This is a genomic window from Rahnella sp. 1L-D-7-B-C2, from assembly GCF_057290995.1.
This window is the reverse complement of record NZ_JBXAVQ010000007.1, coordinates 168,217-182,569: the sequence shown is the minus strand read 5'-3', so window position 1 is coordinate 182,569 and position 14,353 is coordinate 168,217. Positions and strand designations below refer to the sequence as shown.

General features: G+C 54.6%; 12 protein-coding genes. 6 read left to right on the top strand and 6 right to left on the bottom strand.

What is annotated here, in order from left to right; genetic code table 11:
• The first annotated feature begins 298 nt into the window (after positions 1-298).
• The 3 genes from AC0Z7K_RS14095 to ppnP all read left to right on the top strand — a co-directional run bounded on the left by AC0Z7K_RS14095 (position 299) and on the right by ppnP (position 2,494).
• Positions 299-1,090 carry an IclR family transcriptional regulator gene (locus AC0Z7K_RS14095; protein ID WP_485614930.1) on the top strand — a complete coding sequence of 264 codons (792 nt, stop codon included), beginning with the start codon at positions 299-301 and terminating at the stop codon, positions 1,088-1,090.
• 256 nt (positions 1,091-1,346) lie between these two features.
• Positions 1,347-2,024: an AroM family protein gene (locus AC0Z7K_RS14090; RefSeq protein WP_413528043.1), complete on the top strand. Its 678-nt coding sequence runs from the start codon at positions 1,347-1,349 to the stop codon at positions 2,022-2,024.
• Between the two features lie 179 nt (positions 2,025-2,203).
• Entirely contained in the window at positions 2,204-2,494 is a 291-nt protein-coding gene (ppnP, locus tag AC0Z7K_RS14085) for a pyrimidine/purine nucleoside phosphorylase (RefSeq protein ID WP_413528044.1), read from the top strand.
• Between the two features lie 68 nt (positions 2,495-2,562).
• On the opposite strand, the gene rdgC is transcribed toward ppnP, so the two are convergent.
• Positions 2,563-3,477 (bottom strand): recombination-associated protein RdgC, encoded by a 915-nt coding sequence (rdgC, locus tag AC0Z7K_RS14080; RefSeq protein WP_485614929.1) that lies wholly within the window; start codon positions 3,475-3,477, stop codon positions 2,563-2,565.
• 209 nt (positions 3,478-3,686) lie between these two features.
• On the opposite strand from rdgC, the gene mak reads away from it, so the two are divergent.
• Entirely contained in the window at positions 3,687-4,607 is a 921-nt protein-coding gene (gene mak / locus AC0Z7K_RS14075) for a fructokinase (protein WP_485614928.1), read from the top strand.
• A gap of 67 nt (positions 4,608-4,674) precedes the next feature.
• Here the strand turns inward: mak and AC0Z7K_RS14070 are convergent, their stop codons facing one another.
• The 5 genes from AC0Z7K_RS14070 to sbcD form a co-directional block, all read right to left on the bottom strand.
• Positions 4,675-5,496 carry an ABC transporter ATP-binding protein gene (locus tag AC0Z7K_RS14070; RefSeq protein ID WP_485614927.1) on the bottom strand — a complete coding sequence of 274 codons (822 nt, stop codon included), beginning with the start codon at positions 5,494-5,496 and terminating at the stop codon, positions 4,675-4,677.
• Positions 5,493-6,257 (bottom strand): ABC transporter permease, encoded by a 765-nt coding sequence (locus AC0Z7K_RS14065; protein WP_112164273.1) that lies wholly within the window; start codon positions 6,255-6,257, stop codon positions 5,493-5,495. Before AC0Z7K_RS14065 ends, AC0Z7K_RS14070 begins: the two co-directional genes overlap by 4 nt.
• An 11-nt stretch (positions 6,258-6,268) precedes the next feature.
• Positions 6,269-7,291, bottom strand: coding sequence for an ABC transporter substrate-binding protein (locus AC0Z7K_RS14060; protein ID WP_413528048.1), 1,023 nt, complete (start codon positions 7,289-7,291; stop codon positions 6,269-6,271).
• Positions 7,292-7,527: 236 nt separating this feature from the next.
• Positions 7,528-10,776: an exonuclease subunit SbcC gene (gene sbcC, locus AC0Z7K_RS14055; RefSeq protein ID WP_485614926.1), complete on the bottom strand. Its 3,249-nt coding sequence runs from the start codon at positions 10,774-10,776 to the stop codon at positions 7,528-7,530.
• A complete protein-coding gene (gene sbcD / locus AC0Z7K_RS14050) occupies positions 10,773-12,011 on the bottom strand; it encodes an exonuclease subunit SbcD (RefSeq protein WP_485614925.1) in 1,239 nt (412 codons plus the stop codon). The genes sbcC and sbcD overlap by 4 nt, the downstream gene beginning before the upstream one ends.
• A 217-nt stretch (positions 12,012-12,228) precedes the next feature.
• Between sbcD and phoB the strand changes: the two genes are divergently transcribed.
• Together phoB and phoR are read left to right on the top strand one after the other, a co-directional pair.
• Positions 12,229-12,918 (top strand): phosphate response regulator transcription factor PhoB, encoded by a 690-nt coding sequence (gene phoB / locus AC0Z7K_RS14045; RefSeq protein WP_112164277.1) that lies wholly within the window; start codon positions 12,229-12,231, stop codon positions 12,916-12,918.
• 21 nt (positions 12,919-12,939) lie between these two features.
• Positions 12,940-14,259: a phosphate regulon sensor histidine kinase PhoR gene (phoR, locus tag AC0Z7K_RS14040; RefSeq protein WP_485614924.1), complete on the top strand. Its 1,320-nt coding sequence runs from the start codon at positions 12,940-12,942 to the stop codon at positions 14,257-14,259.
• Positions 14,260-14,353 lie beyond the last annotated feature (94 nt).

Sequence of the window (14,353 nt, the reverse complement as noted above, 5' to 3'; positions counted from 1 at the left end):
GCGATGCCGGCTGTCTGGTCGATCACTATCATCCTCCTAGAAGCCTCTATTGCGTTGTATATTTTGCGCAATCTTTAATCGCTATAATCTGCTGGGTTTGACGCGCTTCACCTCATAAATACTCGGCAATTCATTTCCCTTTCTCTTAAATAAATGGCTTTAGGATTATCTTTAAGCATATTTATTAAGTGCAATTTTATTCCGTCCAAAATAAACGCCTTGACGCTGACACGTATCAGCACTATTTTTCAATTAACTTTACAGGAACCTTGTTCCGCATAATGGAACTCTTCTCTTTATGAGCACTTTAGAGAATGCGACGGCAGTACTGAAGTTATTTTCAAGGCAGGGCGTCAGCCAGGGGCATCCGGGGCTGTCATTTAGCGATGTGGTGAGCAATTTAGCCTTGCCAAAAAGTACCGTTTCCCGATTGTTAATGACCATGGAAAGTGAAGGCTTATTAGAGCGCGATCCGGACAGTCGTTTATATCGAATCGGAAAATTATTACTGGCGATATCCAGCCACTATTTATCGACGCCGCTGGTCGATGCGACAACGCCGTATATGACGCAACTGAGTCAGCTGACGCAGTGCACTGGCTATGTCTCGATGCTCGAAGGCTGCGAGATAATGATCATGCGGATGTTCCCCGGCAGAACCTATCTGCAGGTGGTGACACCGGCGGGTAGTTTATTACCGGCGCATGAAACGGCCATTGGCCGGGCGATTCTGGCTCGCTACAGCGACGACGAAGTTCGCGAACGGTATCGCGGCGCGTATCAGGTCAAATCGGCCAATTCGCCGAAAAGTATCGATTTATTATTAGTGCGACTGGCTGAAATCCGGCAAACCGGTTTGTCTTTTGCCAATAACGAAACGTTGCAGGGGATCAGTTCTTTAGCGACCAGCATTTTTAATAAGCACAGAAATGAGATTGTGGGGTTGGGCCTGTCTTTCTCTTCGCCCGCCGAAGGAAAGGGCATACCGGATGGAATAAAGGACGGCCTCACCGCCGTGACCCGAAAAATTGCTGAAAAGCTGGGTGATGATGACTGGATTAATCATCAGCATCTTCCCGGCTTGCAGTAAACGCATCAGGCAACTGATGCAGAAAGTGAAGTGAGTACCAGACCGACACCAGGGCTTATTGTCAGCCAGCACTAAACAATGACTGTTCCACGATGAACAGCGTTCGTAACCGTTTTTAGCTCATGCGCTTTTGCGCCGGTTACGTGGTTTAAGAGGACTTTGTGATGAGTGTACAAAACACATTTACGATATCTGCGTTTTATCCTTCCTTGCGTCATTCAGGGGTGACCGACCTGAATGGCCGGACATCCTGCTTATGATGACTTCTTTTGCTACCCTCACCATTGGACAGGCGCCGCGCAGCGATATAACACCGCTGCTGATGGCGCATCTGCCGGACGAACCCGTCACGCACGTCGGGTTACTGGACGGCCTTAGCAGGGAGCAAATTGAGCAGCGTTATGCGCCGCAAGAGGGCGAAGCTGTGCTGGTGGCACTGTTGCTGGATGGTTCGCAGGTTTTACTTGCTGCGGCCGGCGCCGAGCGAGGATTGCAGGAAAAAATCTACCAGCTGGAAGCGCAGGGATGTGCCACCATTCTGCTGCTGTGCGGTGGGGAATTCAGCGGCTTACACGCCGACAGTGCATTGCTTATCGAACCGGAGCGGATGATCCCGCCACTGATTGGCGCGATGGTCGGAACGCATCGGGCAGGCATTGTGGTGCCGGTGGAATCCCAGATTGGCTGGCAAACGAATAAATGGCGCAAGCTGGAACAGGCACCGTGTTTTGCAGTGGCGAGCCCGTATTTACCTGATGACCAGGCACTGACTGACGCGGCGATGCGCTTTGCTGAGCAGGGTGCGGAAGTGGTGGTGCTTGATTGCTTCGGCTACAACCATCATCACGTTGAAGTGTTAGAACAGCATCTCGATATTCCTGTATTACTGGCGAATGTGCTGATGGTGCAACTGGCGGCTGAACTGGTGGCGTAACCGGGGTTGTGTGCGGGCGTGACTCCCCACAATGGCACTGTGCAGACGTAAAATCAAATCAGTCATTGCGGTTTGCGGGCGGTGTCGCCGGGTGGGGAGAAAGCTATAATAATCAGTGACAGCGGCGGGTTTTTGCCCCTAATATGAAACCTCTGAAAATTATCGCTAAGGGCCAATCTATGTTGAAAAATAATGAGTATTTTGACGGGAAAGTAAAATCGATTGGTTTTGACAGCGAAAGTACGGGTGCCGCCAGCGTTGGCGTGATGGCCGTTGGCGAATACACGTTTAGCACGGCAAAACCGGAAGAAATGACGGTCATCAGTGGTTCACTGAAAGTGCTGATCCCAGGTTCTCCGGACTGGCAGGTCTTTAAGCCCGGCGAAACGTTCTACATTCCGGGTAAAAGCGAATTCAACCTGCAGGTCGGCGAAACCACTTCGTACCTGTGTAAGTATCTGAGTAAATAAACCGTTCAGACACAGTACCAATAGAAAAGGCGCCAATGAGCGCCTTTTTTACATCCGGAGTTTGCCGGTTATTTTTGGGCTTCGCCGCCCAGCGCTTCGATCAGGTTTTGAATCAGCGCTGCCAGTTCACCGGTCATCAGGATGAAATCCGCATCGAAGCGACCAGCGAAATCTTCGCGGTCGATATCTTCGTTTTGATCGCGGATCACATCGCTGAATTTCAGACGCTTGATGCTGCCGTCATCGGCCAGCACCACGGCGATACGTTCTTGCCAGTCCACCGCCAGTTTGGTTACCAGTTTGCCATTTTCAATGTGCGTGGCGATTTCGTCACTGACCAGCGCCTGTTTTTTACAGCGGATCACGCCGCCTTCTTCCAGAATCGCTTTCAGCTCAGCTTCGTCCTGCAACGTGAAACCGGCTGGGGTAACGCCTGAACGCACCCATTCGGTCAGCGTCAGTTCGATCGGGCTTTCCATGGTCAGCGGCACCACCGGCAGCGAGCCGAGGCTTTTGCGCAGCAGTGCCAGCATATCTTCTGCTTTCTTGGCGCTGGCAGCATCGACCATAATCAGGCCGTTAACGGTGTCGATCCACATGAAGGTCTGGCTGTAGCGGCTGAAGGCGCGTGGCATCAGGCTGTGCAGCACTTCATCTTTCAGGGAATCTTTTTCGGTTTTCTTCAGCTTGCGATGCTGTTCACCTTCGAGCTGGTCGATCTTGGCCTGTAACTCCTGCTTGATCACCGGAGAAGGCAGAATTTTTTCTTCTTTACGGGCGCAGATGAGGATCTGGCCGCAGTTGACGTGAGTCAGCGCGTCGCCACCGTGGGAACCCATCGGTGAAACCCAGCCGGTTTTCGCCATGTCCTGGCTGCCGCACGGGGTAAAGGTGAAAGCGCTGAGCTGTTTTTCCATTTCGTCAGCAGATAACGAAACTTCACGGCTCAAACGGTATACCAACAAATTCTTAAACCATAACATGGCGTTATCCCTGTCCCGGCGCACTCGTGGTACGCTGATTAAATGAATACAGGGCGGCATGATACCCAATTGGGCGTCAGCCGTCGTTAAGAAATCGCCCCTGTGCGAAACATTGCATAACACCTTATTCTGGTGGTTGCCGCTTCAGGCTTCTAAACTGGATTAATGATAAAAAACTGACCCTACCCGATGTGACAGGAGAAGAAAACGTGCGAATTGGCATTGATTTAGGTGGCACAAAAATAGAAGTCATCGCGTTATCCGACGAAGGCCGCGAGCTGTTTCGTAAACGCGTGGACACGCCAAGGAATGATTACGAACGCACGCTGAAAGCGATTGAAGGACTGGTGCTGGATGCAGAGAAGGCCACCGGCCAGCGTGGCAGCGTCGGTCTGGGTATTCCCGGCACGCTTTCTCCGTTCACCGGTAAAGTGAAAAATTCAAATTCGGTATGGCTCAACGGCCAGCAGCTGGATGAAGATCTGGCGCTGCTGCTCAACCGCGAAGTGCACATTGCCAACGACGCCAACTGTCTGGCGGTGTCTGAAGCCACCGACGGCGCTGGCGCAGGCCGTAATACGGTGTTTGCGGTGATCATCGGCACCGGCTGCGGTTCCGGTGTGGCGCTGCACGGTGCTGCGCACGCGGGTGGTAACGGCAATGCCGGTGAATGGGGCCACAATCCGCTGCCGTGGCAGGATGAAGAGGAAAGGCTGTTTGCCAGCGAAGTGCCGTGTTATTGCGGAAAATCAGGCTGCGTCGAGACGTTCGTTTCGGGCACGGGTTTTGCGGAAGATTATTTCCGTCTGTCCGGCCAGCGCCTGAAAGGGCCAGAGATTATCACGCGGGTGGAACAGGGCGATGAAACAGCGGAGCTGGCGCTGGGGCGTTATGAACGTCGTCTGGCGAAAGCACTGGCAAACGTGGTGAATATTCTCGATCCCGACGCGATTGTGCTCGGCGGTGGCATGAGCAATGTCGATCGCCTGTATGACACCGTTCCGCTGCTGGTGAAGCAATGGGTGTTTGGCGGCGAATGCGAAACGCCGATCCTCAAAGCCGTTCACGGCGATTCCAGCGGCGTACGCGGTGCGGCATGGCTGTGGCCGCAGTCGAGGTTTGCGCTTTAATCGTTTTTAATTCTCTGAGAAAGTCTCGGGCGCGGAATTTGCAAAAATACCGCGCCCGTTCTTTCAGTCAGAGCGCCATCTCCCGCTTAAACACTTCCAGCGTATGCGCCTTCACGCGGATAAATTCCGGGTGGCTCATGATTTCTGAACCGCGCGGGCGGGGGAGATCGAAGGGGACGATTTCCGCCACCTGCGTCGGGCGTCGCGAGAGCAGTAAGATTTCATCCGCCAGAAATACCGCATCCTCCAGATCGTGAGAGACAATCAGCATAGTGACGCCGGTCGCCAGCTGCACTTCCTGCAATTTATCGCGAATAAATAGCGTCATTTCGAAATCCAGCGCCGAGAAAGGCTCGTCGAGGAACATGACTTCCGGCCGCGTCGCCAGTGCGCGCATGATGCACACGGTTTGCTGCTGCCCGCCGGAAAGCTCGTACGGATAACGTTTGAGATCGAAGCGGATATCAAACATCTGCGTCAGTTCATCGACGCGGGCGTTCACCTCGGCCTTACTCATGCCCTTGCGCACCAGCGGATAGGCGATGTTGGAACGTGCACTCATCCACGGAAACAGCGCATCGCGGTAGTTTTGAAACACATAGCCGATAGTCGTCTGCGCCAGCGTTTTGCCGTCGAAAAGAATGTCGCCTTTGTCTACCGGGATAAGTCCGGCGATCATATTCATTAAAGTAGATTTCCCGCAGCCGTTCGGCCCGAAGATCGACACAATTTTGCCGCGCGGCAGATCCAGATTCAGATCCGTATACAACGGCTGCCCGGCAAAGGCTTTAGTCAGCCCGCGAATAGTGACATGGGTATCCGGGCGCGTGGCGTACTGCGGCAGCTGAGGGCCTTTGTAATCCGGTTTCAGCGAGAGAGGTTGCGTCATGCTTTGCTACTCCAGTGGACGGTTTTTTTCTCGATCAGCAAAAAAGCCAGATTCAGTAAATAACCCAGTGCGCCGGTGATAAGGATCGAGGCGTACATGTCTTTGATATTGAAGACCTGCTGCGCGTCAATGATCCGATGCCCGAGGCCGGTTTCCGACCCAATAAACATTTCGGCGACGATAACGATCACCAGCGCGATCGACACACCGGTGCGCAGGCCGACGAACGTCTGCGCCAGACTTTCCATCAGCAGGATGTCTTTGAAAATATGCCAGCGGGAAATACCCATCACTTTGGCCGCCATCAGGCGGGTTTTCTTGGCATTCATTACGCCGTAGGCGCTGTTGAACAGGATGACCAGTACAGCGGCAAAGGCGGCGATGGCGATTTTGTTGGCGTCAGTGATGCCGAAAATCAGCATGAACAGCGGGATCAGCGCCGATGACGGCGTCGAACGGAAGAAGTCGATCAGAAACTCCAGGCTGCGATACACCTTTTCGTTGCTGCCTAAAATCACGCCGAGCGGGACGCCAATCACCGCCGCGAAGCCAAAGGCCACCAGTGTGCGATACAGCGTCGCGCCGATGTCAGTGCGCATTGAGACATCCGAAAACGACTGGAACATGAAACCCAGCGTTTCGACGGGCGAAGGCAGCAGCACCGGATTCAGCCATTTGGCGCTTACCGCCAGTTGCCAGAACAGAAACAGCAGCACCGGCCCAATCAGCGGCAATAATCTCGAAGACCAACGTGACGTCATATTAACTCCCCTTATCCCTGATATATCAGCGAAGCGACATCCACCGGTTTGCTGAAGATTTTTCTTTCCGTAAAGACGTCATAAAATTTCTGGAACCATTGCAGGTTGTCGCCCTTTAGGTCGGGATACATCACGAAGCCGGGCAGTGGCACTTCTTTCACCAGCGCCGGTTCGATACTGGTATAACCCGCCACGTTTTCCCGCGCTTTGTCAGGATTGGCCGCAATAAATTCCACGGCTTTCTGATAGGCGGCGATAAACTTTTTCGCGGCGTCAGGATTATTTTGGATGAAAGTGGCGTTAAGCGCCGCTGCACCGCCGAACCACGGGGCATCGGCGTTACCGAGTACGTATTTGGAAATGACGCCGGTTTCCAGCGTGCGCGACAGGTGTTTCATACGCCCGACGGTGCCGGTCGGCTCCAGGGTATAAACGCCGTCAATTTGCCCGGCGGCCAGGGCAGGGGCGTGCTGACCGACGGGGAGTTCGATTACTGACGGATTAGTGAACCCGTTTTTCTCCAGAATGATTTTCGCCATGGTGACGTTCTGGATGCCTGGCCCGCAGGCGATTTTCTTGCCTTTCAGATCGGCAATGGTTTTCGCCGTGCTGTTCAGCGGTACCAGAAATTCATCTAACACCAGCGTGTGATTGGAGGGATTCGAGCAGATGATTTTGAACAGGCCTGGCGACGTGATCGCGCCTAACCCCAGTGCGCCGGTGGCCGTGCCGTTGGCACAGCCGTGGATCCTGCCGGTGATCATCCCTTCGACAATTTGCTGTGCACTGGCAAATTTGACGCCTTTGACGTTCAGCCCGGCCTCTTTGAAAAAGCCCTGCTCGAGCGCGACATACAACGGCAATCCGCCGACGATTGGCCAGTAGCCGATGCGAATTTCATCGTCGTCTGCGGCGAAAACGGTAGTGGGGATCATTCCGCCCAGCGTCATCACACCGCCGGTGATCGCCAGCCATTTCATCATCTGACGGCGTTGTTTATTGAACGGAAGGATTTCAGGTTTGTCGTTTTTCATCGGCGTTCCCCTTGGCTGTTATGCAGGCTGTGCAGCTTGTACTGCAACTTGTATACATAACGTTAAGCACAGGGCGTGCCAGATCGGCGGTTTAACGAAATAACCGAATATTCATCAGGTTGTCAGGAGCGCGCGCACTGCAACGGTGCGATTTTTGTGCGGGTGCTCACAGAAAGGATCCACCACAGGGCAAGGCGATAGCATGATTGCTAGCGGCTTGCCCTGCGACTTTGCGGTCAGACTTTAAATTCACTGCTCAGGCGGCTGATGCCCAGCCCGTTCACTTTAGTGACTTTGATTTGCACCGGAATGCGGTCTTTCATGGCCTCGACGTGGCTTATCACGCCGATGGTTTTACCGGAGGCGTTCAGGCTGTCTAGGGCGTCGAGGGCGGTGTCCAGCGTGTCGGCGTCAAGCGTGCCGAAACCTTCATCGAGGAACAGCGAATCGATGCGGGTTTTGTCGCTGACCAGATCGGACAACGCCAGCGCCAGTGCCAGACTCACGAGGAAACTCTCACCGCCGGAGAGCGTACGGGTATCGCGAACCGCATCGGCCTGCCAGGTATCGACTACCTGTAACTCCAGCGCGTCGCTGGTTTTACGCTGTAACAGATAGCGGCCGTGCAGTTTTTCCAGCTGACGGTTCGCCAGATACACCAGATGATCCAGTGTCAGCCCCTGTGCGAATTTGCGGAATTTCGCTCCGTCGCTGGAGCCGATCATCTGGTTGAGATAGCCCCAGTCGTCGCAGGTCTGCTGTGTCTGTGCAATCTGACCGATCAACGCCTGTTGCCCGCTGTGCCGTTCTTTATCGAATTTCAGTTGATTGCTGACTTCACCGAGCTGCTGCTGTAACGCTTTCAGCTGTTGCGCCAGCGTCGCCTGTTCTGCGGTGAGCTGGGTGAGGTCGATTTCGCTCTCGCGCAGATGCGCAGGGCGCGCCAGACCGTGAGCTTCCAGCGTCGCACCGGCATCACTCAGCAGCGCCTGGGCCTTCGCCAGCTGTTGTTGCAGACGTTCTTTTTGCAGCTGGAGTTGCTGACGCAGCCCGTCATCGAGCAGGGCGAGTTTCACCGCCTCTTCGTCAGAGAATTCGCTGGCGGCCAGCGCCAGTTGCCACTCATTTTCAGCCTGTTGCAGACGTTCCGTAGCCTGCTGATGTTGCTGCTGCGTGCTGGCCAGCTGACCGGCCAGTTTATCGCGCTGTTCCTGCGCTTTGTTCAGTGCTTCGGCTGCGTCGCTGACCGCTTTCTCTGCGGCCAGTTGCTGCTGATGTAAGTGCTCGCGAACCTGCGCAATCTGGCGATCGCCGAACAGACTGCGACGCTGCGCATTCAGCTCTGCCAGCGTTTTCTCACCCTCGGTAAACTGCTTTTGCAAGTGCTCCATCTGTTCCTGAAGTTTGACCTGACTTTGCCCGATAAGCGTAAAGCGTTCGGTCAGCAGGGCAGTCTGCTGCTGCACTTTTTGCTGCTCATTCACGGCATCATTCAGTGCATCTTTCGCCTGTTGCAACGCCCGCGCCAGCTGTTCATGCTCACCCAGCAGATCCTGGGACTGTTGCTCTTCGCGATCGCGTTCCGCCAGCCATTGCTGAACGGCATCCGTATCCTGCAATACGAAGGTCAGATTCAGCGGCGCGCTCAGTTGCTGCCAGCTCTCGAGTTGCGCATTCAGCTGTTGCTGATCCTGCTCCAGCTGGGTTTGCAGGCGCGTCTGCTGCTCTTTCAGGTTTTTAATCTTCGCCGCCAGCTCAATGCCGCTGGTTTTTGCCGTATCGAATTCGGCCTGCATTTTCTCGACGCGCTGCGCGGTTTCTGACGGTTTCACGTCCTGATAGCTTTCCACCGACGGATGCGACGTCGACCCGCACAACGGGCACGGCTTACCACTTTGCAGATTCGCGCGCTCGGCGGTGAGGCTGACGATCAGCTCTTCACTTTTCAGGCGGGCTTTGACGTCATTGAGATGTTCCAGTTGCTTCTGACATTGCAGACGGATCGCGCCCAGTCGCTGTTCTTCCTGCAAGACCTGCGTCTGGATCTGTGTGAAATCGGCATTTTGCTGCACCACCCGGCGGTTCAGTGGAGGATAAAGTTGCGCGAGCGAATACAGCTGCTGGCGTACCGGTCGCAGGTGTGTCAGTTCAGCCTGCCGTTTCTGCAACACCGCCAGCGGATGCTGATTTTCCAGCGCTGCCTGACGTTGTTGCTGCACGGTCAGCGCCTCGGTCAGGGCAGTGTGCCGCGTCTGGTGCTGGCGGCTTTGCTCTTCAAGCTTCTGACGTTCGGCGGTCAGCTGTTCAAGTGCGAGATTTTGCTCGCTGACCTGTTTCTGTACGTCATTCAATGACTGTTGCGTATCGGTTTGCGCTTTCCGCCACTGGGCGATGCTGTTATCCAGCGGCAGGATTTGCTCTTCAATGAGTGTCTGCTGCTGTCGCTGTTCTTCCACCTGTTTCTGGCGCGCACTTTGCGCCTGTTCTGCGGCCTGCTTCAGCGGCGTCATCTGCGCCAGCTGGTGTTCCTGCTGCTGGATCAGCTGCGCGGTCTGCTGTTGCAGATTCAGTGTTTCCTGCTGGCAGCGCTGGCGATCGTTAAGACGTGAACGGAGTTTTTCCGCCGGTTCGCTGAGTGCAAGCTGCTGCAACTGCGGCGCAGCCTGCGCCATTTCCTGCTCCGTCGCTGCCAGCTGTTGCACTGATTGCTGATGTTTTTGCTGCACCTGCTGCCAGTGTTGCAGCCAGTTAAGATCCTGCTGACGCTGCTGCGCCCGCTGGCTAAGGCTGATTTCCTGCGCGTTGAGTTCTTTAAGCTGCGTTTCCAGCGCCTGACGCTGTTCTTCGCTGAGCAGTTCGATACCAGCCATGCGCTGATGTAAACCGTCGAGCGCTACGCGCGCTTCTTTATGCTGTTCGAACACGCGTTCAGACAGGAGGCCGTAGATTTCCGTGCCGGTAAGTTCTTCCAGCAATTCTGCGCGGTCATTGGCATCGGCATTGAGAAAGGCGGCGAATTGTCCCTGTGACAGCATCATCGATTTGGTGAAACGGCCAAAATCCAGCCCGGTCAGTTCGGCAATCGTGTCAAGTTTATCGCGTACTTTATCCGCCAGAATTTTGCCGTCCGCCAGCAATGCCAGCTCGACTTTCGGTGCCTGTAAATTGCCGTCCGGTGAGTTTTTCGCCCGGCGCTGGCTCCAGAAGGCACGGTAGCCAATGCCTTTCACTTCAAATTCCACTTCGGCCAGTGATTCGGCGGTGTGGCGGGTCATCAGTTCGTTCTGGCTGGGGGTGACGTTCAGACGCGGCGTCTGGTGATACAGCGCCAGACAGATGGCATCGAGCAGGGTAGTTTTTCCCGCGCCGGTCGGGCCGGTGATAGCGAATAATCCGTTGCTGACAAAAGGCTCAGCGGTGAAGTCGATTTTCCATTCGCCTTCCAGCGAGTTTAGATTTTTTAAACGCAGGCTGAGAATTTTCATTGTGTGGCGTCCTCTGCGTGATGACCGCTGGTGACCTCATCGACCACCTGCGCAAACAGCGTGCGCATCCGTGCCTGACGCTGTTCGTCAGTGTCCGCTTCCAGCGACAGCCGCCGCTCGAAGACATCGCTCACGCTCAGCTCGCTGAGGGTTTCTTTTTCCTGTTGTTCAATGCTGTTAATGCGCTGTTCTTTACTGCGGCGCAGCAGTACGACTTCCACCGGCAGTTCAGCGGTCAGCGCCTGGATCCGCCGTTGAATGTCGCTGAGGTAATCCTGCGTCGCGACTTCTATATCCAGCCAGACCGGTTTGGTGGTATCGCCATCGCTGAACTGCATCAGTTGTTTTTCTATTTCGGCCAGCGGGCCTTTGATCATCTGCATCGGCTGAAATACCGGAATTTCCAGCGTTTCGATGCTGTTCAGCGTTGCACCCGTAAAATCGAGCATAAATACGCTTTTGGCTTTGCCGAGTTCGTCAAAACTCAGCGCAATCGGCGAGCCGCTGTAACGGATATGGTTGGTTTTCGCCACGCACTGGGCGCGGTGAATATGCCCGAGTGCGACGTAATCGACCGGCGGAAATGCCTGTGCCGGAAAGGCATCGAGAGTACCTATATAAATGTCGCGAACGGAATCCGAGGTGCTGACGCCGACGGTGGTCAGATGGCCGGTGGCGATGATGGGCAGCGGGACGCCGAGCTGGTCGCGCTTCGCCTGTGCCGCCTGATATAAAGCGTCATAATGGGCAGCGATGGCTTCCTGCAACGCCAGCTGCTTGTCGCTGCCGGACTGACCGGCCTGGCTGGCTATCAAATCGCGCGGGCGTAAGAACGGGATCGCACAAAGCACTGCGCCGGGCGAGCCATCACGATGATTTAATTCCAAAACCTGCTCAGACAAGTCTTCACCGACGGTAGCGATCACGCGGGTGTTGAGGCAGGAAAGTAGTTCTTTCGATTCATTGAGCGTGGCGACCGAATCGTGGTTACCGGCCAGCACTACCAGCTGGCAGCCGGTGTGTTGTAATTCCACCACGAAGCGGTTATACAATTCCCGCGCATAGCTTGGTGGCGAGCCGGTATCGAAAATATCGCCCGCCACAATCACGGCATCGACCTGATGAGTTTCCACCTGTTCCGTCAGCCAGCGCAGAAAGGCCTGATGCTCGGCGGCGCGGCTTTTGGTAAAGAAGTACTGGCCAAGGTGCCAGTCTGAAGTGTGGATCAGGCGCATGAAACTCCCGGTGATTCGCTAGACGGTAACAATGGCGCAAAGTATAAACGCCGTCGGGGGACGATGTCCCCAGAAAAATCAGGCGAATTTCAGCAAGATGGCTGTCAAAGTGCGGTGTAATAGACCATCCTTTCTATTCATAAATCTGTCACAAAACTGACGCATAATGGCGCCCGCAATCAAATAAAAGATCGCTAACCTATTGGCAGGACCTACGATGGCTAGACGTATATTGGTGGTTGAAGACGAAGCTCCAATCCGTGAAATGGTGTGTTTTGTACTGGAACAAAATGGCTATCAGGCAGTAGAAGCTGAAGATTTTGATTCCGCGATTGGCCAACTGGTCGAGCCTTATCCTGAGCTTATCCTGCTCGACTGGATGTTACCGGGAGGGTCCGGGATCCAGTTTATCAAACATCTTAAACGTGAAGCCCTGACCCGCGAAATTCCGGTGATGATGCTGACTGCACGCGGTGAAGAAGAGGACCGGGTGCGTGGCCTCGAAGTGGGTGCCGATGATTACATTACTAAACCGTTTTCTCCTAAAGAACTGGTTGCCCGTATTAAAGCTGTGATGCGCCGTATTTCACCGATGGCGGTGGAAGAGGTGATCGACATGCAGGGTCTGACGCTCGATCCTTCCTCTCACCGCGTGATGGCCAATGAGCAGGCGCTCGACATGGGGCCGACCGAGTTCAAGTTATTGCATTTCTTTATGACCCACTCCGAACGCGTTTACAGCCGCGAACAGTTGCTCAATAACGTCTGGGGCACTAACGTTTATGTGGAAGATCGCACGGTAGACGTGCATATTCGTCGTTTACGCAAAGCGCTGGAAACCAGTGGACATGACAGAATGATCCAGACTGTCCGTGGCACGGGATACCGTTTTTCAACGCGTTATTAGTCCCCACAGCGGAGAATCTGTGTGTTAGAACGTTTGTCATGGAAACGGCTGGCCGGCGAATTTTTTCTGTTTTGCCTGCCAGCGATCATTCTCGGTATTTTTGTCGGCCATTTTGGCTGGCTTCTCTTTGCGTCTCTGCTGGCGGCGCTGGGCTGGAACTATTATAACCAGCTTAAACTCTCACACTGGCTGTGGCTTGACCGCAGCATCACCCCGCCAAATGGCCGCTGGAGCTGGGAGCCGTTGTTCTACGGGCTGAACCAGATGCAGATGCGAAACCGCCGTCGCCGCCGTGAATTAGGGCAACTCATTAAACGTTTTCGCAGCGGTGCAGAATCGTTGCCGGATGCAGTGGTGCTGACCACTGAAGAGGGCAATATTTTCTGGTGTAACGGTCTGGCGCAGGAGCTTCTCGGCTTCCGCTGGCCGGAAGATAACGGGCAACACATCTTCAACCTGCTGCGCTATCCGGAATTTCGCGCCTGGATCCAGGCGCGTGATTTCAGCCGCGCACTCAATCTTCAGCTCAATAATGAACATTACGTCGAATTTCGCGTGATGCCTTATTCCGAAGGGCAGTTACTGATGGTGGCGCGTGATGTCACGCAAATGCGCCAGCTGGAAGGCGCGCGGCGTAACTTCTTCGCCAACGTCAGCCATGAACTTCGCACCCCGCTGACGGTTTTGCAGGGCTACCTGGAAATGATGGAAGATGCCAAGCTGGAAGAGCCGTTTCGCACTAAAGCGCTCGATACTATGCAAGAGCAAACGCGACGCATGGACGGGCTGGTCAAGCAGCTCCTGACGCTGTCAAAAATCGAAGCCTCCGCCAATATGGATTTGCACGAAAAAGTCGATATTCCGGTGATGCTCGGGATGCTGGAGCGCGAAGTACAGACACTGAGTGGCGGTCAGCACGAAGTTGTGTTTCGCGTAAACGAGAAGCTGAAGGTCTTCGGCAACGAGGATCAGCTACGCAGTGCGGTGTCGAATCTGGTGTATAACGCGGTCAATCATACGCCGCCGGGCACCCGAATTGAGGTCAGCTGGCAGCAAACGCCGCATGGCGCACAGTTCCAGATAAGCGACAACGGGCCGGGCATTGCACCTCAGCATCTCCCGCGTCTGACTGAACGTTTCTATCGTGTCGACAAAGCCCGTTCCCGCCAGACCGGTGGCAGCGGACTGGGGCTGGCGATCGTCAAACATGCGCTCAGCCACCACAACGCCAGGCTCGAGGTGATGAGTGAAGTCGGCGTCGGCACGCGCTTTATTTTTACGCTGGCACCGAAGCTGATAGTTCCTTCCGATAACACCACTAAAGTTTCAGTGAAACCGTAAATTGCTGTTTTCTATCCAGCCCGGCATTTCTCCATGTCGGGCTTTTTTTGTTTGCTGCTTCATTAACTCACCGCTTTTGATCGTGAATTTATTT